This is a genomic window from Vibrio gallaecicus, from assembly GCF_024347495.1.
Classification (GTDB): domain Bacteria; phylum Pseudomonadota; class Gammaproteobacteria; order Enterobacterales; family Vibrionaceae; genus Vibrio; species Vibrio gallaecicus.
Window position 1 is genome coordinate 1,201,443 of record NZ_AP025490.1, and the last position, 25,177, is coordinate 1,226,619.

23 protein-coding genes are annotated in these 25,177 nt (G+C 41.0%); 11 read left to right on the forward strand and 12 right to left on the reverse strand.

Features of this window, described 5'->3' with window-relative positions; genetic code table 11:
• Positions 1-6: 6 nt before the first annotated feature.
• The 5 genes from OCU78_RS05345 (at position 7) to OCU78_RS05365 (ending at position 4,785) form a co-directional block, all read left to right on the forward strand.
• The gene (locus OCU78_RS05345) at positions 7-549 is read left to right on the forward strand and encodes a chemotaxis protein CheW (RefSeq protein WP_137372522.1); all 543 of its coding nucleotides are present in this window, start codon (positions 7-9) and stop codon (positions 547-549) included.
• Between the two features lie 17 nt (positions 550-566).
• Positions 567-1,127, forward strand: coding sequence for a chemotaxis protein CheW (locus OCU78_RS05350; RefSeq protein WP_240701703.1), 561 nt, complete (start codon positions 567-569; stop codon positions 1,125-1,127).
• 138 nt (positions 1,128-1,265) lie between these two features.
• Positions 1,266-2,081 (forward strand): CheR family methyltransferase, encoded by an 816-nt coding sequence (locus tag OCU78_RS05355; RefSeq protein WP_137372523.1) that lies wholly within the window; start codon positions 1,266-1,268, stop codon positions 2,079-2,081.
• The gene (locus OCU78_RS05360; RefSeq protein ID WP_137372524.1) at positions 2,078-3,151 is read left to right on the forward strand and encodes a protein-glutamate methylesterase/protein-glutamine glutaminase; all 1,074 of its coding nucleotides are present in this window, start codon (positions 2,078-2,080) and stop codon (positions 3,149-3,151) included. The genes OCU78_RS05355 and OCU78_RS05360 overlap by 4 nt, the downstream gene beginning before the upstream one ends.
• A complete protein-coding gene (locus OCU78_RS05365; RefSeq protein ID WP_137372525.1) occupies positions 3,148-4,785 on the forward strand; it encodes an EAL domain-containing protein in 1,638 nt (545 codons plus the stop codon). The genes OCU78_RS05360 and OCU78_RS05365 overlap by 4 nt, the downstream gene beginning before the upstream one ends.
• Positions 4,786-4,897: 112 nt before the next feature.
• Here the strand turns inward: OCU78_RS05365 and OCU78_RS05370 are convergent, their stop codons facing one another.
• Positions 4,898-7,318 (reverse strand): YgiQ family radical SAM protein, encoded by a 2,421-nt coding sequence (locus tag OCU78_RS05370; protein ID WP_137372526.1) that lies wholly within the window; start codon positions 7,316-7,318, stop codon positions 4,898-4,900.
• Positions 7,319-7,488: 170 nt separating this feature from the next.
• Between OCU78_RS05370 and OCU78_RS05375 the strand changes: the two genes are divergently transcribed.
• The 3 genes from OCU78_RS05375 to OCU78_RS05385 all read left to right on the forward strand — a co-directional run bounded on the left by OCU78_RS05375 (position 7,489) and on the right by OCU78_RS05385 (position 11,079).
• Positions 7,489-9,972: a sensor domain-containing phosphodiesterase gene (locus tag OCU78_RS05375; RefSeq protein ID WP_137372527.1), complete on the forward strand. Its 2,484-nt coding sequence runs from the start codon at positions 7,489-7,491 to the stop codon at positions 9,970-9,972.
• A gap of 86 nt (positions 9,973-10,058) precedes the next feature.
• A complete protein-coding gene (locus OCU78_RS05380; protein WP_137372528.1) occupies positions 10,059-10,739 on the forward strand; it encodes a hypothetical protein in 681 nt (226 codons plus the stop codon).
• Between the two features lie 139 nt (positions 10,740-10,878).
• Entirely contained in the window at positions 10,879-11,079 is a 201-nt protein-coding gene (locus OCU78_RS05385; protein WP_137372529.1) for a DUF4250 domain-containing protein, read from the forward strand.
• 145 nt (positions 11,080-11,224) lie between these two features.
• Here the strand turns inward: OCU78_RS05385 and OCU78_RS05390 are convergent, their stop codons facing one another.
• Both OCU78_RS05390 and OCU78_RS05395 read right to left on the reverse strand, forming a co-directional pair.
• Positions 11,225-11,782 (reverse strand): pilus assembly FimT family protein, encoded by a 558-nt coding sequence (locus OCU78_RS05390; RefSeq protein ID WP_137372530.1) that lies wholly within the window; start codon positions 11,780-11,782, stop codon positions 11,225-11,227.
• Positions 11,783-11,960: 178 nt separating this feature from the next.
• Positions 11,961-12,872, reverse strand: coding sequence for a LysR substrate-binding domain-containing protein (locus OCU78_RS05395; RefSeq protein ID WP_137372531.1), 912 nt, complete (start codon positions 12,870-12,872; stop codon positions 11,961-11,963).
• Positions 12,873-13,151: 279 nt separating this feature from the next.
• Between OCU78_RS05395 and metE the strand changes: the two genes are divergently transcribed.
• Entirely contained in the window at positions 13,152-15,485 is a 2,334-nt protein-coding gene (gene metE / locus OCU78_RS05400; RefSeq protein WP_137372532.1) for a 5-methyltetrahydropteroyltriglutamate--homocysteine S-methyltransferase, read from the forward strand.
• 165 nt (positions 15,486-15,650) lie between these two features.
• On the opposite strand, the gene OCU78_RS05405 is transcribed toward metE, so the two are convergent.
• From OCU78_RS05405 to OCU78_RS05430, 6 genes are all read right to left on the reverse strand, one after another.
• Positions 15,651-16,046 carry a GspS/AspS pilotin family protein gene (locus tag OCU78_RS05405; RefSeq protein ID WP_137372533.1) on the reverse strand — a complete coding sequence of 132 codons (396 nt, stop codon included), beginning with the start codon at positions 16,044-16,046 and terminating at the stop codon, positions 15,651-15,653.
• 1 nt (position 16,047) lies between these two features.
• Positions 16,048-16,344, reverse strand: coding sequence for a YciI family protein (locus tag OCU78_RS05410; RefSeq protein WP_137372534.1), 297 nt, complete (start codon positions 16,342-16,344; stop codon positions 16,048-16,050).
• 229 nt (positions 16,345-16,573) lie between these two features.
• Positions 16,574-16,972, reverse strand: coding sequence for an acyl-CoA thioester hydrolase YciA (gene yciA, locus OCU78_RS05415; RefSeq protein WP_137372535.1), 399 nt, complete (start codon positions 16,970-16,972; stop codon positions 16,574-16,576).
• Between the two features lie 122 nt (positions 16,973-17,094).
• Positions 17,095-17,661 (reverse strand): septation protein A, encoded by a 567-nt coding sequence (locus OCU78_RS05420; protein WP_137372536.1) that lies wholly within the window; start codon positions 17,659-17,661, stop codon positions 17,095-17,097.
• A 108-nt stretch (positions 17,662-17,769) separates the two neighbouring features.
• Positions 17,770-18,018 (reverse strand): hypothetical protein, encoded by a 249-nt coding sequence (locus OCU78_RS05425; RefSeq protein ID WP_137372537.1) that lies wholly within the window; start codon positions 18,016-18,018, stop codon positions 17,770-17,772.
• A gap of 282 nt (positions 18,019-18,300) precedes the next feature.
• Entirely contained in the window at positions 18,301-19,200 is a 900-nt protein-coding gene (locus OCU78_RS05430) for a LysR substrate-binding domain-containing protein (RefSeq protein ID WP_137372538.1), read from the reverse strand.
• A gap of 230 nt (positions 19,201-19,430) precedes the next feature.
• Here OCU78_RS05430 and hisC point away from each other — a divergent pair, with 230 nt between their 5' ends.
• Both hisC and OCU78_RS05440 read left to right on the forward strand, forming a co-directional pair.
• Positions 19,431-20,534 carry a histidinol-phosphate transaminase gene (gene hisC, locus OCU78_RS05435; RefSeq protein WP_137372539.1) on the forward strand — a complete coding sequence of 368 codons (1,104 nt, stop codon included), beginning with the start codon at positions 19,431-19,433 and terminating at the stop codon, positions 20,532-20,534.
• A 39-nt stretch (positions 20,535-20,573) separates the two neighbouring features.
• Positions 20,574-21,347: an ABC transporter substrate-binding protein gene (locus OCU78_RS05440; RefSeq protein WP_137372540.1), complete on the forward strand. Its 774-nt coding sequence runs from the start codon at positions 20,574-20,576 to the stop codon at positions 21,345-21,347.
• Between the two features lie 119 nt (positions 21,348-21,466).
• On the opposite strand, the gene OCU78_RS05445 is transcribed toward OCU78_RS05440, so the two are convergent.
• From OCU78_RS05445 to trpB, 3 genes are all read right to left on the reverse strand, one after another.
• Entirely contained in the window at positions 21,467-22,726 is a 1,260-nt protein-coding gene (locus OCU78_RS05445) for a dicarboxylate/amino acid:cation symporter (RefSeq protein WP_137372541.1), read from the reverse strand.
• A 386-nt stretch (positions 22,727-23,112) separates the two neighbouring features.
• Complete coding sequence (trpA, locus tag OCU78_RS05450) at positions 23,113-23,919, reverse strand: tryptophan synthase subunit alpha (protein ID WP_137372542.1); 807 nt, start codon at positions 23,917-23,919, stop codon at positions 23,113-23,115.
• A complete protein-coding gene (gene trpB, locus OCU78_RS05455; protein ID WP_137372543.1) occupies positions 23,919-25,109 on the reverse strand; it encodes a tryptophan synthase subunit beta in 1,191 nt (396 codons plus the stop codon). The genes trpA and trpB overlap by 1 nt, the downstream gene beginning before the upstream one ends.
• Positions 25,110-25,177 lie beyond the last annotated feature (68 nt).

Below are 25,177 nucleotides of genomic sequence, written 5' to 3' on the forward strand. Positions count from 1 at the left end.
GTCCAAATGAGATTGAGTGGCTTAAGAGTAGAACCGACAGATAAGAGCACGGTTGTTGAAAGCGAGAAATACTTAGAGTTTAAAGTGGATGGAAAACTATTCGCTTATAACATTAATAAGGTCGCTGAAATTATGGAGTTTCCGGAAATTGAATCTATCCCTCTGTCTCCAGGTTTTCTCTTAGGAGCGATAAATCTAAGAGGCGATGTCATTCCAATAATCGACTTAGCGATTTGCTTGAATCGGGTCTCAACCCCAGTGACTGCGAAAACGTGTGTGGTTATTTCAGATGTGGATTATCAAGGTACCGTCTATAAAGTAGGGAATAAAGTCGATATCGTCACTCGTGTTATGGATATTGAAACAGTCCAAATAGATAAAGCGCCCGATCTCGCGGGTCAATTGGAACATCGAGTACTGGTTGGAGTTGCTAAGTTAGATAACCGACTATTATCAATCCTTAATGTCGATTCATTAATGACTCATGCTCAGCTGGATTGGTTAAAGGAATCTCAGTTCTGCGATGAACAAAATTTGGCACAGTTATAGACATTTGGGAGAGATGTGTGAATCAAGCCAGTTCGGAACAAGAGGCAATGGAAGATGCCCATTCAATAAGTGCCTGCTTATTAGTAGATATTGGTGGTGAAGTCTTTGGTATTTCAGTCGGTAGTGTCAAAGAAGTGATTGAATTCGAATCGATCACTACAGTACCAATGTGCTCTGGCAAAGATGGAAACGGCATTGTGAGTGGTGTCATTAACGTAAGAGGCAGCGTAGTACCTGTTATTGATGCTGGAAAGCGTTTAGGGCTACAGCATGAGAAAGCTTACGATAAATATAGCTGCATTGTCTTGTACGAAAGTTACGATGAAGCCAGTAATGTGGTGGTGACTGTAGGTATTTTAGTTAATCGAGTAAAAGCAATTGAAGGTTTAGCACAAGAGGCCTTAACCGATGCTCCCTATTTTGGTGTGCATATTCCTGCTCACTTTGTCTCAACAATGGCGCGTATAGAAGATCAGGTATTTATCATTTTAGATATGCCCGTTTTACTGAATTTATCTTCAATTAACCAAGACATCTTGTCGAATCAGAAGCAACTCTTTAACCAACTTTTGAGTTGAAGGTGCAGGTTTTACAAGCTAGTCGATTTTTAAAAGCTAGAGCGGATTATTTAAAATTAACGCAGAACATTAAAAGCTAACGCAGATCATTAAAAGCTATAAACGGATTGGTATAGCTCTATAAAGGCGATTTCACCTATGACTGAACTGAGTGATTCTGGCTTCAAGCATATTCAACGCTTATTTGAAAACCACACAGGTATTCAATTAGCGGACCATAAAAAAATGGCAGTTGCGAACCGGTTATTTGGTAGATTAAATCACTTTAATTTTGACGATTTTGGTGATTACCTGAGTTTGTTAGATCAAACATCACACCAGCGAGAACTTCAAATTTTCATCGATAAACTCACAACGCATGAAACCTATTTTTTTAGAGAAAAAGACCAATTTGATTGGTTAGAAGAACACCTTTCCCAATATAAAAATCAAGAACCATCCCATACCATATCGATTTGGAGCGCAGCATGCTCAAGCGGAGAGGAAGTCTACAGTCTAGCGATGATACTCCATGCAAACCTAGGAGGTGACGGTTGGAATGTGTTTGGAAATGATATTTCAGAAGTGGCGATTCAAACCGCTCAGGTTGCTAACTACCCCATTAAAAAAGCGCAACGAATTCCTAAACCTTATCGAAATGCTTACTGTTTAAAGGGGGTGGGTGAATTCGAAGGGAAATTTACCCTGTGCGAAGAGATCAAGCGGCGTTGTATGTTCACCTCTCACAACTTACTTCAATTCGACCAAGAAACATCGATTAAATTTGACATTATCTTTCTACGGAATGTGCTCATCTATTTCACACCGATGAAACAAAAAGAAATCGTGGATAAGGTGATCGATAGGCTCAGTTTCGGCGGGCATTTATTTTTAGGGCACAGTGAAAATATTGTTCGTGACCATAGCGAACTTGAGCAGGTTGAACGCTGTATTTATAAGAAGGTTTCTCTATGACGATTAATGTTTTTATTGTTGATGATTCAGCCGTAATAAGGCAGGTATTAGGTGAAGTGGTGGATGCTGACCCTGACCTTAAATTAATAGGGGTAGCGCCAGATCCTGTTCTTGCTATTCGAAAAATGAATAAGCATATGCCAGATGTCATTTTACTTGATATCGAAATGCCAAAAATGGATGGCATAACTTTTCTTAAAAAGGTAATGACTGAGCACCCAATTCCCGTTGTTATTCTATCTGCTCTTACTGAATCTAACCCTGACTTGTGTTTAGAAGCGTTATCTTCAGGGGCGGTAGAGGTTGTGAATAAACCCTCGAGCAATTTGAGTCATTACCTTCAGTCTTCTGAAATTAAAGGGCTTTTAAGTGGAATTAAACGGGCCGCAAAAATGAAGGTTCGCCCTGTTAGATACCTTGGGGAGGCGAGTTTCAGAAAACGTTATTCAGCAGATGTGATTATTGAACAGGAGCGTCATCATCAATCGGTCAAAACTGATGAAGTGATCGTTGTTGGAGCTTCAACTGGCGGTACAGATGCGATAGAAAAGCTCCTCATGGGTATGCCACCAGGAAGCCCGCCAATAGTGATAGTGCAGCACATGCCAGGAAAGTTTACGAATGCTTTTGCTCAACGGTTAAACACAGTGCTACAGCATCGAGTTGTAGAAGCTGAAAACCGTCAGAAGCTGGTGGCAGGATCGGTCTATATTGCACCTGGTGACGTACATACTATGATTAGTAGAGTAGAACAAACCTACTTTATTGAACTTAAGGATGGTCCTCTTGTAAGCCGTCACAAGCCTTCAGTTGATGTTCTGTTTCGTTCAGCTGCACAACATGTTGGTGAAAATTGTATTGGGGTCATTATGACAGGAATGGGGGATGACGGAGCTCAGGGAATGGTGGAGTTAAAAAGAGTAGGGGCTTACACGCTAGCTCAGAGTGAAGACAGTTGTTTGGTATTTGGGATGCCAAAAGAAGCGATTGCTAAAGGGGGCGTTGATAAAGTCTGTTCACTGCAGAACTTGCCTTACCATATTCAAAAAACGATGGTGGGCAATGCATGACATATTCTAACCAAGCAATAGAGTCACTAGGGCTCATTAATATCATTATTAATGAACAAGGTTATATCAGTGATTTGTCTGAACAGGCCGCTGAACTATTTCGAATGGAAATGGGTGACAATATATTTTCAGCTTGTCCGATAGAATTTCTCGATGAACATTACCAACCATACCCCTGCATTGATAACCTGTGCGAAAAAATTGCTAAGCAAACTAGTGAGTGCACACTTACTCCCTATGATTTTGAATGTGGGTTAAGTTACCCAGATCGCAATGTCGTTTGGCTTAAAATACACGTTGTAGTTCGAGAGTCCTCTTTGGTTTTACACTGCAGTGATATTGGAGAACTCGTTGCAGCAAGGCGTTTGAATCGTCAACTATCAATACAAGATCCGCATACAGGCCTACTGTATCGAGAAGCTTTTTTAACGAAGATTAAAGAAGAAAACCGACACGGAACCGTATGTTGTGTTCGAATATGCAATTACCAAAGGATTAATGAAATTTGGGGGGCTGCAGTTGCTAACCTAGTGTTTATGGAAATTTTAGCGCGAGCCTATACCGAAACGAATAATGCGATTTGCAGTAAGCATTCCACAGACAGCTTCATTGTGTTTGTTCCCAGTGAAGACTCCTTAGATATTGAACATTTCTACTCGTTATTGAATGAGCCTTTCCATTTTAACGGGCGTCACTTTTTCAGTAATGTTGCCCTTGGCTATTATCAAGAAAAGCCCTCTGATGAACACGAGCAAAGCTTGAATAAAGCTGAAATGGCAATCTTAGATGTATCTGCCGAAAGAATCAGGTTAGCTGAATTTCAAGAAGATCTGGCTAAGCAAATTGAACATCAAAATAACCTAGAAATGGAATTTAGGTCTGCAATTAATGATGATTTTAATAAACATTTTCATACCACTTTCCAACCTATCCATTGCTCTCAAACTGGCAAGGTTGTCGGGGGAGAGTGTCTGATTCGCTGGGTACTTAATGGCAAGATGGTTTCACCCGTAGAGTTTATTCCTATTTCGGAAAAAACCGGAGATATAGGTTTGCTGACTCAGTTTAACATTCGCCAACTAGGTGAAATGGTCAGAGAGCTGGAGAATAAAGGAATAGATACTTCGAAGTATTTGTTTGCTTTAAACATCAGCGTGGTTGAGATCCTTGACGTAGATTTTGTAGATAAGCTAACAGAATGCATAAAGCTAAATGGGTTGGTGTCGGAGCAGGTAAAGCTTGAACTGACTGAGTCGGCATTAATTGATAATTTCAATTACGTGAATCTGGTTCTAGAACAGGTACAAGATCTTGGCTTTAGAGTCTCGATTGACGACTTTGGAACCGGTTTTTCGAGCTTAAGTTACTTATGTCGATTAAGGTTTGATGAAATCAAGATCGACCGAGAGTTTGTCACGAACGTCGTTAGTGATAGTAAGCTTCAAACCGTTTTTAACTCGATTGCGTCTTTAGCCACAAACTTGAATAAACCTGTGGTAGCGGAAGGGGTCGAGACCTTAGAGCAGCTGATTTATGCCCAAGCGAAAGGGATTGAGTATATTCAAGGGTATTATTTCAGTAAGCCTCTACAAAAAGATGACTATATTTCTCACTTGATGAGTAATCAGATTTAGAGATCAGTTCATCAAGCGATAGTATGAATAATGCAAAATAGACTACAAAAAAGCGCAGCTAAATAGCTGCGCTTTGTGTTTTTATGATAGCGAAATAAATTGGTTCGCTATATTAGCGTTGTGCTGCACGCTGGCGATTCTTTCCGTTACTAGCAGGTTTGCCACCTTGACCATTCCCCGTTTTGTTGCGGTTTGGCTTACCATTGCCTTGAGATTGATGACCACCAGGTCCTTTCTTAATAAAACCACTTGCAGGCTTACGACTGTTACCACTATTGCTACCACCAGCGTTTTGGTTGCCGTTACCTTGATTACCCCCGCCATGGTTAGCATTGCCTTGGTTACCCGCTGGCTTTTTGCCGCCCGGTTTTGGCTTATTGCCACCTGGTTTATGGTTGCGTGGGCTCTCGCCACCAAGACCTGGCTGAGACTTACTGTGTTTAGTCGCAAAACGTTGTGAGCCATGACGACCCGATTTACGGCGTTGCGCTGGCGTTTGTGCATCAAAATCTTCTTCAGGAACCAAGCAATTTGGCTTATCACCAATCAGGTGTTTTTTACCCATACTGATTAGTGCTTCACGAATGATTTTCCAGTTATCTGGATCATGGTAACGCAATAGTGCTTTGTGCAAGCGACGTTGACGGTCACCTTTAGGAACTGGTACATCTTCACGCTTCTTGTATTTCACACGCTTCAGAGGGTTTGTCTCTGAGTAATACATCGAAGTCGCGTTACACATTGGTGATGGGTAGAAGTTCTGAACTTGGTCACATTCGTAGTTATGCTTCTTCAACCACATCGCAAGGTTTAGCATATCTTCATCTTCAGTACCTGGGTGAGCCGAGATGAAGTAAGGGATCAAGTATTGCTTTTTACCCGCTTCCGCGCTGTACTTTTCAAACATTTCTTTGAAACGATCGTAAGTACCCATGCCCGGCTTCATCATTAGGTCAAGAGGACCTTTTTCAGTATGCTCAGGTGCAATCTTCAAGTAACCACCAACGTGGTGAGTAACAAGTTCACGAACGTATTCTGGTGATTGAATCGCTAAATCGTAACGAACGCCTGAAGCGATCATCACTTTTTTAACGCCTTTCACTTTGCGAGCTTCACGATACAAATCAATCGTGTGCTGGTGATCTGTGTTTAGCTTTTCACAGATTTTAGGGAAAACACAAGAAGGGCGACGACAGTTAATTTCTGCTTTTGGATCAGAACAACCTAAGCGGTACATGTTCGCAGTAGGACCGCCTAAATCAGAAATTGTGCCGGTAAACCCAGGAACTTTATCGCGAATTTCTTCTAACTCTTCAATGATCGATTCTTTAGAACGGTTTTGAATGATACGACCTTCATGTTCTGTGATAGAACAGAAAGAACAACCACCAAAACAGCCACGCATGATGTTCACTGAAGTTTTAATCATGTCGTATGCAGGGATTTTAGCTTTGCCATACATCGGGTGTGGTACGCGCGCATAAGACAAACCAAAAACATAATCCATTTCTTCCGTTGAAAGAGGGATAGGTGCTTGGTTAACCCAAAGTTCACGGTCACCGTGGCGCTGAATTAAGGCACGACCGGAGTACGGGTTTGTTTCTAAATGCAGAATACGGCTAGCGTGAGCGTAAAGAATACGGTCATTGTTTAGCTTTTCGTAACCAGGGATACGAACGGCTGTTGTTTTTGCATCGTGACGAGAAGGGCGAATTGTAATAGGTTGCGCTTTTACTTCTTCAGCTTTTTCATCTTTCTTAGTATCGCATTGCGTTTCAACTTCGTAAGGGTTAACCGGAACATACGCTTTATTCGGCTTTTCAATACGAGAAGAGTCAATGATTTTAAAGCCTTCAGGGGCTGCTGCTATATTGATTGCAGTACCACGAATATTTGTCAGCGTTGACATATCTTCGCCGTCTGCAATTCGGTGTGCCACTTCAACCAGAGCTCGTTCAGCGTTACCAAACAGTAGGATGTCAGCTTTTGCATCAAACAATACAGAGCGACGAACTTTATCCGACCAGTAGTCGTAGTGCGCAACACGTCGTAAACTTGCTTCGATACCACCAAGAACTATTGGCGTGCCTTTGTAGGCTTCGCGACAACGTTGAGAATAAACCAGAGTTGCACGGTCAGGACGCTTACCACCTTCGTTGTTTGGCGTGTAAGCATCATCGTGGCGTAATTTGCGATCAGAGGTGTAGCGGTTGATCATGGAATCCATGTTACCCGCTGTGATGCCAAAGAATAGGTTTGGTTTACCTAGCTTCATGAAGGCATCTTTATTGTCCCACTTTGGTTGAGCAATAATACCCACGCGGAAACCTTGAGCTTCTAGCAGACGACCAATAATAGCCATACCAAAGCTCGGGTGATCAACGTAAGCGTCACCAGTTACAATAATAATGTCACAGCTGTCCCATCCAAGAGCATCCATCTCCTTTCTACTGGTAGGCAAAAAAGGTGCGGTTCCGTAGCACTCGGCCCAGTATTTTTTGTGTTCATGAATAGGAGTGATATCGCTGTACATATTTCAACCTCTGATTTTTGAGGCGGGAATTATAGCGAGATGTAGTAAGACTAGCTAGCGGAACATACCCCTGAAAAGTTTACTGGCATTATTGAGCTTGAATTTTTGTTTAGAAAGCTAGTTGAATATGAGCTATTGTTAGTATACCTGCCCTATGCATTGAGGTGAGCATGGAAGCTGCCCAAGTTTTTAGTACAGATACTCCTGAGGTAATCACTGACAAGGTGGATCCACATACCCTTTTTGATTGGGATTTAAACCTTGCCAGTAAAGAGTTTGAATGTGACTTCGCATCATTAAATCTGCTACTTAAACCCACTCATATCATTAAAACCTATTCTGACGTAATTAACCTGATGAACATGAGGTTCCAAAATAAATTAAAACAAGCGATGAAAAATGCCTTAAATTCGGGCGATGGTCAGTTCGTTAGTTGTTGTTTGTCTACAGAAAATGGCACGCTTACCTATGTTGAGATATATATGGAGCTTGGAGCTCCTAATTGCTTGAAAGGCACAATTCGTCCCTTATTTGCTTTTACTTCTAGCAGTGAAATTGCCAATATTTTTGGTGCTCTTTTTGAAAGCTCACAATACGGTATTGTGGTTACAGATGAAGACACGCGAATTATCGCTTGTAACCAATATTATGAAAAACAGTCTGGTTATGAGTGCTCTTCACTTGTAGGGCTTAGAACGTCTATTTTTAATGCGGGTAAGCACTCCAACCAATTCTATAAGAAAATGTGGACGGCATTACACGAGCAAGGTTCTTGGTCTGGGGTTATGTTGGCGAGGAATAATTCTGGTGCGGTTTATCCACAAAATATGACAATTCAAAGAGTGGAGCCATCGGAAGGAAAAGTGTATTACGTGGCTTTTACTACCAATCTGTCTGAAAGCTTATCGTCAATTGCAGAGAAGAACTTAGGTGGTATTGATTTACTGACTCAGCTACCAACCAAAGAAAGAGTGTTAACCCAGCTTGAAGCTTTGCTTGAATCAAAAGAGCAGGAGACGGGAATACTCGTATTGAGTATTAAGCCTCAGTTTGATCAAGAGTGGGTGTTTGATGATCAAAAAATCTTCTCCGACATTTTGTCGCATAATCGTGGTTCTCGTATTACAGGTTATGCGGGCAGTGGAACCTATATAGCATGTATAGAATTTGTAATATCTGATAAAAAGCAGTTCGTACAATCTCTTAATAATGCGGTTCGGTATTACTTCCTAGGGCTTAAAACCGTTGCAAGTGAAAGGTTATATGCGGCTATTTCTAAAGGACAGGTTGGGGCTTCAATTCTAGATGTTGACGCAGATAAGCCTAGTCGGCTCTTGTCATATGCGGTGCAGGCAATGATCGGCGCTAAAGAGTTTGGAGGTAAATCTATTAATTACTTCCACAGTAATACCCATAAGGAAATGGTGAAGAAGCAGCAATTGGAAATAATAGTTCAGAATGCAATAAACGATCAGCAGCTTAATGTCCACTACCAACCGATTGTTAATGCTCAAACAGGAAAGGTAATGATGTTTGAAGCACTATGCCGTTTTCCTTGTGTGGATGGTGAGACGTTTAATACACAAGTTATGGTCGAAATAGCAGAGGAATTAGGGTTGGTTGTTGATCTTGATAGAGCCATCGCAATGAAAGCTCTATCTGATCATGATGAACTTCGTCGTATTTTTGGAGAGGGTGTAGGGCTGACTTTGAATTGCTCGTTAAGAACGAAAGACAGCACGCAAAAAGCATTGGTGGATACAGCCAAATTGGTCTGCGCAAACACAGAACGCCCAGATCTGATCACGATTGAATTAACTGAAAGTGGCCAGTTCTTTAGTAAGGATGAACAAAATAGTGCAGTAGGACGTATTCGAGCGTTAGGTCTCAGTGTCGCTATTGATGACTTTGGTTCTGGATATTCTTCAATTTCATATTTAAGTGAAAGTAAGTTTAATAAGCTTAAAATTGATCGAGAGCTGATAATTGATATTCACGAAAGTACATGTAAGCAAAATATCATCGAAATGGTGACAAAATTGGCACACACATTAGGTGTCGAGGTGGTGGCAGAAGGTATTGAAAAGCCGGAAGAACTACGCATCATGCAGTTAGCAAATGTGGATTATATTCAAGGATATTTATTTGATAAACCGAGAGAGCTGAGCGAATTATTGGCAATGTACGGTGATCAAGAGGGCATAGGTCCTTTTGAGGAAATGGCTCAAACACACGTTGATACTAAGTCAATCCTTTCTTTGTTTCGTAATGCGCCACCGCAAATGAGCCCAGGTGACCCATTGTCATTGGCTGTTCAAAATTTGAAACGAGATGGGATTAAAATGGTTCCTGTCACCGTCGACAGTAAATGCGTAGGGCTGCTGGATCAGCAAATGGTGAACCTGCATATGACGCCAAGTATGGGGACGGACTTAGAATCAGCCAAAGAAGCGAAGATCTGGAGTAAGCCGATTAATCAAATTATGTCTGTCGATTTCTCTGTAATAAATGTGAACAAATCTTTAGATGAGATCCCTAGATTAATTGAAGAAGGAGTGCAATTCCCTTGGGTATTAGTCAACGACGCTGAACATTATAAAGGGATGTTAAATGAGTCTGATTTACTTAAATATTGTTTGCCTTGGAGCGGATAAACAAGATCTTTTGATAATTCTTAGTGAGTGTTTTTTCTAGTATTTGCTATTATCTGCGCAAATAATCGATTTGTAATGAATGGCTAATGATTGAATCTCTCTTAATACAATTCCCACCTATGTTGTTAGGTGCACAATTAATTCTTACCTTAGTGCTTGTAAAAGGCGACATCTGCCCAGGTCAAAGAGGTCGTGTGCATAAAATGTTGCCTTCAATCGGTGTACTTTGGTTGGCGGTAGCGTCTCTTAGAATCGAAGCCTTTCTTGTTGTGTTCTCCATCTTTTACTTTTTCTCACAAGTTCAGACGAAAAAAACGCGAGATCAAGGACCTACCTGGGTCTTGTATTTGGCATGTGGTTTGGCTTTATCATTCGTAGGGATACAAGCTGCTGAACAAGTAAGTTTACCTGCCGTTATTGCTACAGTCGTGCTGGTTGCTCTACTGGGCTCATCTTTTGCTCACTTATTATTGACGATAGCGCGAACACGTTTGCAAGCATTCCATAACATTTTGCCTGTAGCGGGCGTATTGAGCAGTATGTTATTGGTGCTAGTGACTGTACTCAATGTTTACTCTATACCTGAAGCGGAGTTGGAGCTTATTACTTCAGACTTATTGTTTGGTTTTGCATTACTGATTTCAGCCATTGTTGTGTGGTGTTGGCATCTGTTTTTTACAAAACCACCAGAAAAAGCCCAACTCTCTATTAGTTTGTTTATGTTGCTAGAGGCTATTACTGTTTTAGCTCCAACGTGGGCAATCTAAGGTTTCAGAGCACCCCAATCTCTATTGTAAAAAGAGGTTAAACCTTGCGTTTTAACTGTTAAATTGTGATCTTCTAATGAGCAAGGTTGCACTTCGCGTTCTAAACTTAAACCATGAGTGTGTTCTTAAGGAGTGCGGAATGGATTTAAGTAACGTGAGAAATTTAGATAACATTATTCTGCTAGGAATTGTGAACGAAAAGCTTCGTTTAGAGTGTGACAGCTTTGAAGATTTAGTCAGCATGTATGAGATGGATGTTGAAAATGTGGTGGGTAAGCTAGATATCTTGGGATATCAATATGATCCACTAACGAATCAGTTTAAATCTTATGCTCGCTAACGGCTTTATGTGGCGTTAATTATGCCTACAAATGGTTAACCCGTACAAGCTGTTAATAAATAGAGTGAATTGCTTGATAATAAAGCCGTAGACTTATTGGCAAGTCTGCGGCTTTTCGATTTTTCTAGTAACCATTTGTACTTTTCTAGCAGCCTGTTACTACGGATTGGGTTTCTAGAGAAACCACTTCAGAGCCTACTACTTCAAATGCATAATATGCATAGCACTTATCGGTTAAAGTATACGATTCAGGAAACAAAAACATTCCCCAACCACTAATATCATTTGAAATCCAACTGCCAGGTGTTTGATCGATGACACATAGCGGGTCGGTACACTTATAGCTTAAAACACCACTTGATCCAAAATCTCTATATCCATTTCCCACGTGAGTAATACCGGCGACAAACAACTCACCTAAGCGCTCGTCCCAAATTTCTTGGGGAACACCAAAATAAGTATTGATCGGTACTCCTTCTACACTAACAGCAACATCTCGTTGGGTATCTAACCCTTGAAGAATGGCATTTACTCTTACATTATCAACAACATACCTGAAAGATGCCGATATGTTTTCAACAATAGCTGTATTAGCATCTTGTTTTAAGGATAAATACCTAGGCAGAGCTACGGCCGACAAAATAGCTAAAATACTAATAACAACAATAAGCTCTATGAATGTGAAACCTTTTTTATCTTTCAAATGGCCACCAAATATATGCAAGTTCATAGCAATCTGAGCATAAAACTAACATACAACTGAAATAATTCTCTTTCACCTTTTACAAATATTGTATGTTCAAGCACAGTTTTTGCCATAAATTCGATGATTTATATTCAGCGCCATTAATACCGATTTCCATTAAGTGAACGAAGTGGCTTTAGACAACTTTAATGCCATCTAAATGGCTCTTACTTTGTTGACGAGCTGTACTGAAGAAAGCTTGTAGATAACGCTTATCTTTTTCCGAGTTACGAACAGCAGCAAAAAGGCGTCGAGATAATCCACTCCCTAAAGGCTTACTCGTAATCAGTCCTTGTCTCGAAAATTCACTGATAGCCCAATTAGGCAAGGCTGATGCGCCCAAACCTGCCGACACCATTTGCACTAGCATTAGCGTATTATCGGCTTGCTTCCATTTTTTTGGCTCAACACCTGCAGGCTGCAAGAAGTGCTTTACTACATCTAACCTCTGTTTTTGAACAGGGTAAGAGAGCATGGTTACGTCAGCTAAATCTTCAGGTTCAATGCAATCCTTATCAGCTAAAGGTGAGTTTGTTGCAGTGATTAGTCGCATTTCAAAATCGAATAAAGGCTCGTAATGCACTTCTGATCTTGGCTGAATATCTGATGTTATCACTAAGTCCAATTCACCAGCCATCAATGCGGGTAGTGGTTCAAAACCAAAACCTGAAGAGAAATCAAGTGTCACACTTGGCCAAGCTACCTGGTATTCCTTTAACGCAGGCATTAGCCATTGGAAACAAGAGTGGCATTCAATTGCCATGTGTAAGCGACCATTCACATCTTCTTTCAAACTTGCGAGTTCATTCTCTGCTTTTGCAAGTTTCGGTAACACTTCATCAGCTAGTTTAAGAAGAATTTGACCTTCAGAGGTGAACTTGACTGGGCGGGTTTTACGAAGGAATAACTGCCCACCAATACGAGCTTCTAAGTCTTTGAGTTGATGAGAAAGTGCAGACTGCGTTAAATGCAGCGATGTTGCTGTTGCTGTTAACGATCCACTGTCACGTAACGTGGTTAATGTTCGCAGATGTTTGAGCTCTATCATGAGTATTCCTCATTTTCCCTAAGCCAATATAATTTTTGTTAATGATCACACCCTACTTTGTTTCATAAAATAAGTAAACGTCTAGACGTCTAAATAAAATTCGTTTAATTCATGAATAAAACGTTCAACATGAAATTTTATAATAAACAAGATGAATATTTGGAGGTTGTTCATAAACCACATTCAATAGATAGTTTAGCCATCCAGACGCCTTATCAAGCATTCAGCATGAAATAGGAGTCTGACCAAATTACTAAAAATTGAATAAGGAACAGGCTCATGACAACGACAACGCATATTCTAGGCTACCCACGTATTGGCGAAAAAAGAGAATTAAAATTTGCGCTAGAGAAATACTGGCGTGGTGAAATCAACCAATCAGAGCTAAAAGAGCTAGGTAGTGAATTAAGAAATCGTAATTGGAAGGTGCAAGCAGATGCGAACCTAAGTTTTGCAACTGTGGGTGACTTCGCATGGTATGACCATGTACTAACTACCACTCTATTGTTGGGTCACGTGCCAAAGCGCCACGCTGGTGGCTCAGAAGATGAAAAAGATTTTCCTGATTTAGATACACTTTTCCGAGTTGGTCGTGGTCAATCACAAGAACAATCGACTTGTTGTGGTGGCAGTCATGGGTCAACGAGTGAAGGCACTGCTGCATCAGATATGACGAAGTGGTTTAATACTAACTACCATTACATCGTGCCAGAATTCAGAAAAGATGATTCATTTGAAGTCAGTTGGCCTCAGCTATTTGATGAAGTGAATGAAGCGGTTAAAGCCGGTCATAAAGTGAAACCTGTCCTATTGGGACCATTATCTTACCTTTACCTTGGCAAAGAAGTAGAAGATGGTTTTGATCGTCTAACGTTACTTCCTCGCCTACTGACGGCTTACCAAGCTATTCTGGCTAAGTTATCAAAGCTCGGAGTGGAGTGGGTGCAAATAGATGAGCCAATCCTTTCTCTTGAATTGGAAAAATCATGGGCAGATTCATTTAAGCTGGCTTACCAAGTGCTGCAAAGCGATGTAAAGCTTCTTCTTACGACTTACTTTGATTCTGTTACAGACACCCTAGATAGGATTATAGAACTGCCAGTTGATGGCCTTCACATTGACCTGTCAGCTGCGCCAGAACAATTGGATGAAGTTGCAAATAAATTGCCGAAAGATTGGGTTTTATCGGCTGGTGCTATCAATGGGCGAAATGTATGGCGTGCAGACCTTGCAACACAACTTGCTAACCTTCAACCAATCAAAGAGAAACTAGGTGACAAGTTGTGGGTAGCAAGCTCATGTTCACTGTTACATAGCCCAGTCGACCTAGAATTAGAAGAAACGCTAAGCGAAGAAGTAAAAAGTTGGTTTGCTTTTGCGAAACAGAAAGTCACAGAAGTGAGCTTACTAGGCGCCGCGTTAGATGGTGACCACAACGCAATTTTAGCGTGTGAGACTTACAGCCAACCAATTGTGGATCGTAAAAGTGCAACGCATGTGAATAAGCCGCAAGTACAGTCTCGTTTGAATACAATCACTAAAGCATTAGCGCTACGTAGCGAACCTTATGCAGTGCGAACTGCACACCAGTCGAAGGTGTTAGGTTTGCCACTACTTCCAACCACTACTATTGGTTCATTCCCACAAACAGGTGAAATTCGAGTTCAGCGTAGTGCATACAAAACAGGGCAACTGACTGAAGCTGAATACAATACCGCATTAAAAGGTCACATTGCAGATGCAGTTAAACGCCAAGAAGCACTTGATCTAGATGTACTTGTACATGGTGAAGCTGAACGAAATGACATGGTTGAATACTTTGCTGAAAACCTAGCGGGCTTCCAAACAACAAAATTTGGTTGGGTGCAAAGCTATGGTTCTCGTTGCGTTAAGCCAGCTATTGTTGTCGCGGATATTGAACGTGAAAAACCAATAACCGTAGAGTGGTCAACGTACGCTCAGTCTCTTACGTCAAAGCAGATGAAAGGTATGTTGACGGGACCGGTAACGATACTGTGCTGGACATTCCCACGTGAAGATATTTCTCGTAAGGAGATAGCCAATCAATTGGCTTTTGCATTACGTGATGAAGTATCAGACTTGCAAGATGCGGGGATTAATATCATTCAAATTGATGAGCCTGCGATTCGTGAAGGTTTACCACTTAAGAAGGGCGATCACGCTGAATATCTAGAGTGGGCGGTTGATGCCTTTAAAATATCAGCGGCGAGCGCGAAACCAGAAACTCAGATTCATACTCACATGTGTTACAGCGAATTTAACGAGATCATTGACTCAGTGGCTGATTTAGATGCGGATGTCATCACGATCGAAACCTCTCGTTCAAATATGGAACTATTGAAAGCATTTGAAGAGTTTAACTATCCGAATGAAATTGGTCCTGGTGTTTACGATATCCACTCACCAAATATTCCTTCAGAAGAGTGGATTATTGATCTATTGAAAAAAGCGGCAGAGAAGATTCCAGCTGAGCGATTATGGGCTAACCCAGATTGTGGTCTTAAAACTCGTAATTGGGCTGAAACAGAAGCCGCATTAGCAAACCTAGTTTCAGCAACGAAAACACTTCGTAAAGAATGGGCTGAAGCTTAAACCAATTAATTAACTGAAGTTGGCTTTCTAGAGTTTCAGGTTCCTTTGAATATCTAGACATAAGCTAAAATTTACCTGAAAAAACAAACGCCAGCATTAAGCTGGCGTTTTTGTATTCACTAAAAAGCTATGTACTTCTTAAATACTTAGTTTCTTATCTTCTAACTACTTATTTGCACAAGTCTCTTTATTGATCAGTTGCTCAACAACCAGTTGACCACGGGTATTTCGTATTTTGATGTTGTACATCAAGCCCATATCAATGTTGGAACGTATATCTGAACTAGTGCAGTAGCTATTAATGCTCATTGCTAAAACGTCTGAAACAGGTCTGGCACCTTGCTCATCTTGATTGTAAATCATCATGATTTCTATGACGTTTTTCTTAGCTAGCACTCGCATTACAGATAAAGGCCCGTACTCAATCGGTAAGCCGGCAGATAACACACCAGCACGATGCTGAGCCATCATTTCTAACTGACGCTGTTCATCAGCATTATTAGAGCTACAGCCCGAGATTAATGCCGTTAAAGCTAAGGTACTTAAAATCCACTTTTTCACGTTAGAATACTTTTTTAAATGGTTTAACAATGACGTTTTGATAAACACCAGCTTCAATGTAAGGGTCTGAGTCAGCCCATGTTTGCGCATCTTCCAATGAATTGAACTCAGCAATAACCGTTGAACCAGTAAAACCAGCTTCACCAGGGTTATCAGAATCGATAGCTGGCATAGGCCCTGCAGTTAACAGGCGACCTTCGTTTTGTAATTCTTGAAGCCTAGCTAAATGTTGCGAGCGAACACTGAGTCGCTTTTCTAAAGAATTCTCAACATCTTGAGAAAAAATTACGTACCACATATGGGATATCCTTATTGAGATTCACTACGGGTTATAGAAAGGGCATGCCGCTAATTTACGCGAACTGAAAAGGAATAAAAGGGGGAAATTTAATAAAGTGTGAAACTGTACGAAACGTGTTGTGAGTCAGTAGCCTTTGGTTACTTTAATCGTAACCAAAAGCTGAACATTAATGTAGCTGGGTTGATGAACCAAAAGTGTTCTTCACAGAAGCGGTTTGTGGGAAGCCCTATACAGGGTTAACAGCTCTAGGTTTGCCTTCAGTATCAATAGCTACATAGTTGAACGTAGCATCACAAACCATAAAGCGGTCTTCAACGCCATGCTCTTTTACCGGTTTAACCCACACTTCTAAGTCAATGCTCATTGATGTGCGACCGATTTTAGTACATTCCCCATAACAACAAACTACATCACCTACACGAACCGGTTTTTTAAATGTGATACTTGAAACGGAGACTGTCACTATTCGTCCTCCCGAAATTTCTTTCGCAAGTATCCCACCAGCAAGATCGAGTTGAGACATGATCCAACCGCCAAAAATGTCACCATTGGCATTGGTGTCTGCAGGCATAGCAAGAGTACGTAAAAGTAATTGGCCCTTCGGCGCATCAATAGTTTGACTCATTATAAGGATTTCCCAGAACAACAAATAAGCAAGCGGCCAATAACATAAAAGCTATTGGCCGCTGTATAGATTAATTAAGTCGATTATATCAAAAAGGTGACTTTAGATGTCACTTTGAAACATTAGTTATCGTCTGAATTTTTATCTGTTAACTCTTGCTGTTTCTCTTTTGGAAGGTTCTTGTAGATATATCCCCCAGTTAATAAGGTAAATCCAAAGGTTGCAGCCAGTAAGCCGAACACCTTGAAGTTAACCCAAGTATCAAGAGGGAGGTTAAAAGCGACGTAAACATTCAGAATGGCACAAGCCGTAAAAAAGCAAGTCCAAGCCCAGTTGATCTTGCTCCAAACTGAATCGGGTAGGGTGATCTCTTTACCTAGCATACCTTTAATCGCAGACTTACCCATTAATTGGCTTACGGTCAAACCAATCGCAAAAAGAGAATACACAATAGTGACCTTCCACTTAATGAAGTTGTCATCATGTAAGAAAATAGTCATGCCGCCAAATACCGCCACCATTAAGAAGGTGATGACCTGCATTTTTTCTACTTTTTTGTAGATAAAGTAAGTGAGGATAATTTGAATGGCTGATGCAACAATCAAAGCGCCGGTAGCTGTGTAGATGTCATACATCTTATACAAGGCAAAGAAAATAATAAGAGGAATGAAATCAAGAATTTGCTTCATTGGAAATGAATATCCATGTTGTTGAGTTGCAGACAGTCTAACGAAAACTGTCTCGATGCTAAATAGCCCGAGACAATTGGAATTAAGTTTTTTGCCCGATACGGGATCTTAACGAAGGGTGCTAGTCTGATACCGAGGAATGAGGTTTTTGATATCTTCTAAATAGCCTTCGCTTTTTAGGTCATCAAGAGTACTTTCTAATTCTTGTTCACTCATTGCAAAGCATGTTGACTTGCCTGTCGTTAAATCAAGATATTCATGGTACTCGCGCTCTGTAAAGTGCCCAATTCTGTCCATCAGTAGGGTTTTAATTCCGTGGTGAATTAAGCCGTAGTATGTGTGTCTTTCGAGAGTCATAGCCGATCCTCCATATGCTCGCCGTAGGGGTATGAGTGGCGAATGTCCGTACTAAAACTGTTACTGATGACCCTGCAAACAAAGTGCCAAAAAATATATCGTTCAGAGTTGCTAGTGACGAGTTCTCAAAACAATAAGGTATTTAGGTAGTTATAATTTAGAGCGAAGAAAAAATTAAGTACATGCATTATGAATACGATATTGATTACTAATATGAGAGTTAATTTGCATATTAAAATCTGGCGCTTTTTAAGCGATTCTTATTTTGAAAACTATTAGGCATTACTTAATCTCTGATTTTAATAACCACTCCATTAAAGTGGTAAGAGAGGTGTTTTGACGGCTTTTGGGCTGAAGAAAGAAATATCCATTGCCTGAAAAAACGGTGTCAGGGCTAACTCTGGTTAATCGACCTAATTGCACATCTTGATCAGCTAAAGTGATATCGCCAATAGCAATGCCAAACCCTTGGATTGCTGCGTTCATTGATTGATCTAAAGTAGCGAATTGCTGATTTTTATTACCAGCGAGTTCTTTACTACCAATAAATTCTAGCCAAAGCTTCCAATCACTCTGTTCTTTATTCGCATGTAACCAAGTGTAATCACTCAACTTGAATGGCTTAATGAAATGGTTCGACTCGGTCACTTTATGGCTTGGGTCGATAACTTGGGGATTACACACTGGTGTCAATTGTTCATTAAAAAGTAGCTGACTGATAATTGAGCTTTGCTTCGGTTTTTTTCCGTAGGTAATTACTGCATCGAAAGGGTCAAACGTTGGCTCAAATACATGCTTAATTGTAGATGTCAGTTCTACATCAATATCTGGGTAATGCTGCTGAAAAGATAAAAGCTTAGGTAATAGCCATGAAGTAATACAGCTTGGGGCATTCAACCTGATTTTCGAAGGCGATGTGGCAATTTGACTCAAAGCAGATTGCAGTTGATGAATTGTGTCTTGAATTAAAGGGACAAGTAATTCGCCTTTAGGTGTCAAAGATAACCCGCGAGCATGACGATAAAACAATTCGCAACCAACCGACTCCTCCAAAGAGAGTATCTGCCGACTCACCGCGCCTTGGGTGAGGTTTAATTCATTAGAGGCGTGTGTGAAATTTAAATGCCGAGCCGTCGAGAGAAAGGCTTGCAGTGTTTTAGTTGAAGGTAGGTTGCCATTCATAGCTTTAGTCCTTTTTCATCATAATTCTAGTTCTGTATTTCACTAATTTCACCACGAGCCATGAAAATAAGTCATGGCTATTATGTAATTATTTCGATTCATTTTCCAATGGACATTTGTTTGAATGTAAATAGTTAAGCATCATTAGTGATTCGATATTCTCTAATTAGGCGTTATTTGACTAGTGATGCGTATGGCTTATATCTAAATTCATTGGGAAGGTAAGGAATTTGACAAGTTTAATGAAAAGGCTAGTGCCACAGGCGGTAAAAAAATTAATACCTTACCAGTCTGCAAGAAGAATTGGTGGCAATGGACGGATATGGCTGAATGCCAATGAACTGGAAGCTTCATTGAGTTTTGACTTTAACGAGAATCCAAAGAGCTTAGATAAAAGAAGCTATAACCGTTACCCAGATTTTCTGCCGCATGACATTGCTAAGGCTTACCAAAACTATTGTAGAACGAACGCTGCTACGGTGGCGGTAAGAGGGGCTGATGAAGCGATAGATTTATTAATAAGAGCTTTCTGTCAGCCAGGTAAAGATAAAATATTAATTAGTTCCCCGACTTATGCCATGTATGAGTTTTGTGCAGATGCATTAGCCATTGAAACAGTTGATGTACCTTTGAAGTCGGACTTCAATTTAAATGTCTCTGAAATTATCTCCCAGACAAAAAATGCCAATATCGTTTTCTTATGTTCTCCAAATAACCCAACAGGTAACGCAATACCTAAAATCGACTTGATTGAAGTTCTTGAGGGGACGAAAAACTCAGCATTAGTTGTGGTCGATGAAGCTTATATCGAGTTTGAATTGAGTGCATCTGTTGTTGACCTCATTGCTGATTACCCAAATCTGGTTGTGGTTAGAACACTCTCTAAAGCATTTGGCTTGGCGGCGGTGCGTTGCGGATTCATTTTATCCAGTGAAGAAGTCATGAGTTATGTAGCTAAATTAATTCCGCCATATCCGATGCCTGATTGTTCAGCCGAAATTGTATTGAAAGCCTTATCAAATGAAGGGCTGGAACTGATGAAAGCTAAAACAGCAGAGTTGATTAATACCCGAAATGAGTTTGCCCAAATACTGAGCCAGTTCGATTTTATTGAAGAGGTTTACCCATCTGCGACTAACTTTGTGCTGTTACGAGTGAATGAAAATCACGATTTATTCAATGTGTTATTGAGTGATGGCATTGTTACTCGCAACCAACATCATGAACCTGCTTTACGCCATTGCGTCCGAATCAGTATTGGCAGTGAACAAAGTATGAAAGAAGTGATCTCGTCACTGACTCAATATGAGCAAGCGACTTTACAGACGGCATAAACATTACTTATCGTAAACGCATCAACTAGGAAGATAAAAATGAAAAAAATAGCATTAGGATTCGCATGTGCCACCGCTTTGTTGTGTTCAGCATTACAAGCTAAAGAGGTGAGGTTGGCTTCTGATTTTACTTACCCTCCATTCAATTACAAAAATAGTGCCGGGACACCTGTTGGGTTTGATATCGAAATCGCAGACGCACTGTGTAAGCAAGCAAGTCTAGAGTGTACTTGGGTTGCACAAAGTTGGGATTCGTTAATTCCTAGCTTACTGGCAAGGAAGTCAGATGTGATTATGGCTTCAATGCGAATTACAGAAGAGCGTAAACGAAAAGTGCTGTTTACGAATAAGTATTACCAAACTCCCGCTGTTTTCGTGGCATCTAAAAATGCATCTTTTGAGATTGATAAATCAGGCTTAGACGGAAAAACCATTGGTGTGCAGCAAGGCACGATCCATGACCGTTATGTTACTGACAAATTTGGCAAAGTTGCGAATATTAAACGCTATACAGGGCAAGATGAAGTCTACTTGGATTTGCAAAATGGTCGTTTAGACGCAACATTTGGTAATTCAGATCAGTTGTCATTGGCGTTTTTAGATAAAAAAGAAGGCGCAGGTTTCGAATTTAAAGGAAAAGCGGTGACTGATAAAGCTTATATCGGAGAAGGGACAGCTCTTGCTCTGAGGTTACAAGACAAAAAATTAGCAAAGCAATTTAACCAAGCCATTGAAGAAATTCGAGCAAATGGTACTTACGACAAAATAGCGGCTAAGTATTTCACGTTTGATATCTACGGTAGTGATCTATAGGGGGTGCTTGTGTTCATCGTCTAGAACATCAGTTAATCGAAGTGTAGTTACTCATTGAAAGTATGAAAACTGATTAAAAAAGCCACTCTAGGTGAGTGGCTTTTTAAAGGAGTGATTTATTAAGCTTGTTGTTTGCTCAGCTCTACTTCTTTTTCTTCATCTTTAATTAAAGAATCAACAATAACTGCACACGCTGCATCGCCAGTAATGTTCAATGCTGTACGAATCATATCGAAGATACGGTCAAGAGCGAACAATAGTGGTAGACCTTCGATTGGGATGCCAGCTGCAAGTAATACCGCAACAACCAAGAAAGAAGGACCTGGAACACCAGCTTGACCAACAGCACCTAGAGTAGACGTAATAATGATTGCAATGTATGCACCCATTGAAAGGTCAATGTTGAACAACTGCGCGAAGAAGATAGCAACTAGACCATAGTAGATCGCGTTACCAGACATGTTGATAGTTGCGCCAAGAGGCAGAACAAATGAAGCTGTAGAGTTACGAACACCAAGCTCTTTCTCAACGGCTTCCATTGTCACTGGAAGTGTTGCCATTGAAGACGCAGTAGATAGTGCAACTGCTTGTGGCTTCTTCATTACAGTTAAGAATTTCTTTGCAGAAGTCTTAGTGAAGATTTGAATCATTAGCGGGTAAGCAACGAAACCAAAGATTAGGATTGCAGCTACGTAAACAACGAACAGTTTGAACACCACCATAAGTGCGCCAAAACCAAACGTACCTACTGCTTCAGCCATAAGACCGAATACACCAAGTGGTGCAATGATCATCACTTTGTTGATCATCCAAACCATAGCATCAACAATTGCGTTTACACCGTTGATGATAGGGTCACGTTTTTCTTTCGCTTGTTTAGAAATAGCGATACCAAAGAATAAGCAGAAAACGAGAATTTGCAGAATGTTTGCTTCATTCAATGATTGGAAAACGTTGGTTGGGATCATGCCAGTAATGGTTGCCCAGAACGTAGGAAGTTCACCTTTAGATGCATATTCAGAAGAGAACATGCCTTCAACACCTGAAACATCGATGCCACGACCAGGTTCGAAAACCTCACCCATGATTAATGCAAGCGCAACAGCTAGTGCTGAAGTCAGTGCAAAGTAACCTAGTGTCGTCACGCCAACTTTACCAGCAGAAGAGCTATTGCCCAGACCAGCAGCACCTGAAATTAGTGCAACGGCAACAAGAGGGATAACCAGCATCTTGATTAAATTGATGAAGATTGCGCCTAGTGGAGCGAACATTGTTGCGCTTTCACCCATCATTGCACCAACTGCAGTACCAATGATCATTGCAATAACGACTTGTACGCCGATGTTGCTTAGTAAACTCTTTTCTTTTAACACTTCCATAACCTCTGTGCTACTAAATGGTAAATTCCTAGAATTACCCACTAATGTACGCTGTACCAATGGATAAAAATTTCGTGGTAAGTTTTACACGGATATTTTACATTTCGCAATATGAGCCCAGATGAATGCTTATGATTACTTGCTGTTTATTGATCGATTGTTTGATTTTTACACTAATGCAAACGATTGCTATTTGCGTGAGTGTTTCTATTTATAAAATTCATTAATACTAGTGGGGGAAGTGTTTTGTTGATGAATGAGGTTTTCGAGGTTTTTCGTAGCGTTTTGTTAACATTTTCCTGTGAGTGCTGGTGTGTTTGAAGTGAATTTAAAGAGAAAATGGAAAGCCCTAACTTCGCTGTTAACTAGAAGTTAGGGCTGATTTGTTACTTTTGAGTTGCAGCTTTCATTGGAATAACGAAGTTAGCTAGCTCTTTAAGCATCTGTTCTGGTTGCTCTACATGTGTTTCAATGATTTTTACAACTGCAGAACCAGAGATAGCACCCGCAGCACCAGCTTCAATTGCTTCTTTTACTTGCTCAGGAGCTGAAATACCAAAACCAAGCAGCGCTGGTGGCGCATCAAACTTGTTTAAACGATCAAGCAATGCAGTAACAGGCATGTTTGCTTTTGTTTCTGCACCCGTTACGCCTGAGCGAGAAAGTAGGTATGTGTAACCGCCACCCAGTTCAGAGACCGATTGAAGTGTTTCATCACTTGCTGTTGGTGGCGCAATAAATATTGGGTGAACACCAAACTTCTCAGCCGCTGCAACAAACTCACCACTTTCGTTGGTTGGTACGTCTGCAATCAGTACTGAGTCAATACCCGCATTCGCACAGCGCTCGTAGAAGTTCTCGATACCACGTGCGTACACCAAGTTTGCGTACATTAGTAAGCCGATTGGTAGCTCCGGGTATTTAGCGCGAATTTGACCAATAAGATCGAAACACACATCTGGTGCTACTTTTGAATCTAAAGCACGGATGTTTGCGCCTTGGATTGTTGGACCATCAGCAAGCGGGTCAGAGAATGGAATACCAAGCTCAAGTGCGTCAGCACCGGCTTCAACCAAGGTTTCCATGATCTTAAGAGACTGTTCTGGGTTAGGATCGCCAACCGTTACGAATGGTACAAATGCGCCCTGATTCTTTTCAGCTAAGCGAGTGAAGAGTGATTGATAGCGATCCATTATAATGCTCCTTTCTCTTTAAGAATGTCATGTACAGAGAAAATGTCTTTGTCACCACGACCAGATAAGTTAACAACTAATAGCTGTTCTTTCTCTGGATCGTCGTGAGCCATTTTGATTGCATGAGCCAAAGCGTGAGATGACTCTAGCGCCGCGATAATACCTTCGTTACGTGCGATAGCTTGGAAAGCTTCTAGTGCTTCGTCATCGGTCACGTTGTCGTATTCAGCACGACCAATTGCGTTTAGGTGAGCATGTTGAGGACCAACAGATGGGAAATCTAAACCTGCCGATACAGAGTAAGACTCTTCTACTTGACCGTTCTCATCTTGCATCAGTGGTGCTTTCATGCCGAAGAAGATACCCGTTTTACCGTGTTTAAGTGGCGCGCCATGTTGGTCGGTATCAATGCCTTTACCAGCAGGCTCAACACCAATTAGGCGTACAGACTCTTCTTCAATGAAATCAGCGAACATACCGATAGCGTTTGAACCACCACCTACACAAGCGATAACCGCATCAGGAAGGCGACCTTCACGAGCTAGAATTTGGTTCTTCGTTTCTTCACCAATCATGCGTTGGAAATCACGAACAATTGTTGGGAATGGGTGAGGACCCGCTGCAGTACCCAATAGGTAGTGCGCGTCTTCATAAGTTGCAGACCAGTCACGTAGTGCTTCGTTACATGCATCTTTTAGCGTTGAAGAGCCAGAATGAACAGGAATAACCTCTGCGCCCATTAGCTTCATGCGGAATACGTTCGGGCTTTGACGCTCAACGTCTTTAGCACCCATGTAAACTCGACACTTAAGACCTAATAGCGCACAAGCTAGAGCGGTTGCAACACCGTGTTGGCCAGCGCCAGTTTCTGCAATGATTTCCTTCTTACCCATACGTTTAGCAAGCAGTGCTTGACCAAGTACTTGGTTTGTTTTGTGCGCGCCGCCGTGAAGTAGATCTTCACGCTTAAGATACAGTTTGGTTTTTGTACCTTTTGTTAAGTTGCGCGTTAGTGTTAGCGCTGTTGGGCGGCCTGCGTATTCTTGTAGAAGCGTCATGAATTCGCTGCGGAACTCAGGATCGGCTTGTGCATCAATAAACGCTTGTTCTAGTTGATCTAGTGCTGGCACTAGGATCTGCGGTACGTATTGACCACCGTATTCACCAAAATAGGCATCGAGTTTAGCCATTGTGTTATTCCTTTAATTCTATTGATGCGTATTCACACCAAGTCATTTAATCTTGTTTGAGCTTCGCA

Coding starts and splice junctions, on each gene's coding strand:
- OCU78_RS05345 (WP_137372522.1), top strand. CDS start 7: ATGAGATTGAGTGGCTTAAGAGTAGAACCGACAGATAAGAGCACGGTT.
- OCU78_RS05355 (WP_137372523.1), top strand. CDS start 1,266: ATGACTGAACTGAGTGATTCTGGCTTCAAGCATATTCAACGCTTATTT.
- OCU78_RS05360 (WP_137372524.1), top strand. CDS start 2,078: ATGACGATTAATGTTTTTATTGTTGATGATTCAGCCGTAATAAGGCAG.
- OCU78_RS05365 (WP_137372525.1), top strand. CDS start 3,148: ATGACATATTCTAACCAAGCAATAGAGTCACTAGGGCTCATTAATATC.
- OCU78_RS05370 (WP_137372526.1), bottom strand. CDS start 7,318: ATGTACAGCGATATCACTCCTATTCATGAACACAAAAAATACTGGGCC.
- OCU78_RS05375 (WP_137372527.1), top strand. CDS start 7,489: ATGGAAGCTGCCCAAGTTTTTAGTACAGATACTCCTGAGGTAATCACT.
- OCU78_RS05380 (WP_137372528.1), top strand. CDS start 10,059: ATGATTGAATCTCTCTTAATACAATTCCCACCTATGTTGTTAGGTGCA.
- OCU78_RS05385 (WP_137372529.1), top strand. CDS start 10,879: ATGGATTTAAGTAACGTGAGAAATTTAGATAACATTATTCTGCTAGGA.
- OCU78_RS05395 (WP_137372531.1), bottom strand. CDS start 12,872: ATGATAGAGCTCAAACATCTGCGAACATTAACCACGTTACGTGACAGT.
- metE (WP_137372532.1), top strand. CDS start 13,152: ATGACAACGACAACGCATATTCTAGGCTACCCACGTATTGGCGAAAAA.
- OCU78_RS05410 (WP_137372534.1), bottom strand. CDS start 16,344: ATGTGGTACGTAATTTTTTCTCAAGATGTTGAGAATTCTTTAGAAAAG.
- yciA (WP_137372535.1), bottom strand. CDS start 16,972: ATGAGTCAAACTATTGATGCGCCGAAGGGCCAATTACTTTTACGTACT.
- OCU78_RS05420 (WP_137372536.1), bottom strand. CDS start 17,661: ATGAAGCAAATTCTTGATTTCATTCCTCTTATTATTTTCTTTGCCTTG.
- OCU78_RS05425 (WP_137372537.1), bottom strand. CDS start 18,018: ATGACTCTCGAAAGACACACATACTACGGCTTAATTCACCACGGAATT.
- OCU78_RS05430 (WP_137372538.1), bottom strand. CDS start 19,200: ATGAATGGCAACCTACCTTCAACTAAAACACTGCAAGCCTTTCTCTCG.
- OCU78_RS05440 (WP_137372540.1), top strand. CDS start 20,574: ATGAAAAAAATAGCATTAGGATTCGCATGTGCCACCGCTTTGTTGTGT.
- OCU78_RS05445 (WP_137372541.1), bottom strand. CDS start 22,726: ATGGAAGTGTTAAAAGAAAAGAGTTTACTAAGCAACATCGGCGTACAA.
- trpA (WP_137372542.1), bottom strand. CDS start 23,919: ATGGATCGCTATCAATCACTCTTCACTCGCTTAGCTGAAAAGAATCAG.
- trpB (WP_137372543.1), bottom strand. CDS start 25,109: ATGGCTAAACTCGATGCCTATTTTGGTGAATACGGTGGTCAATACGTA.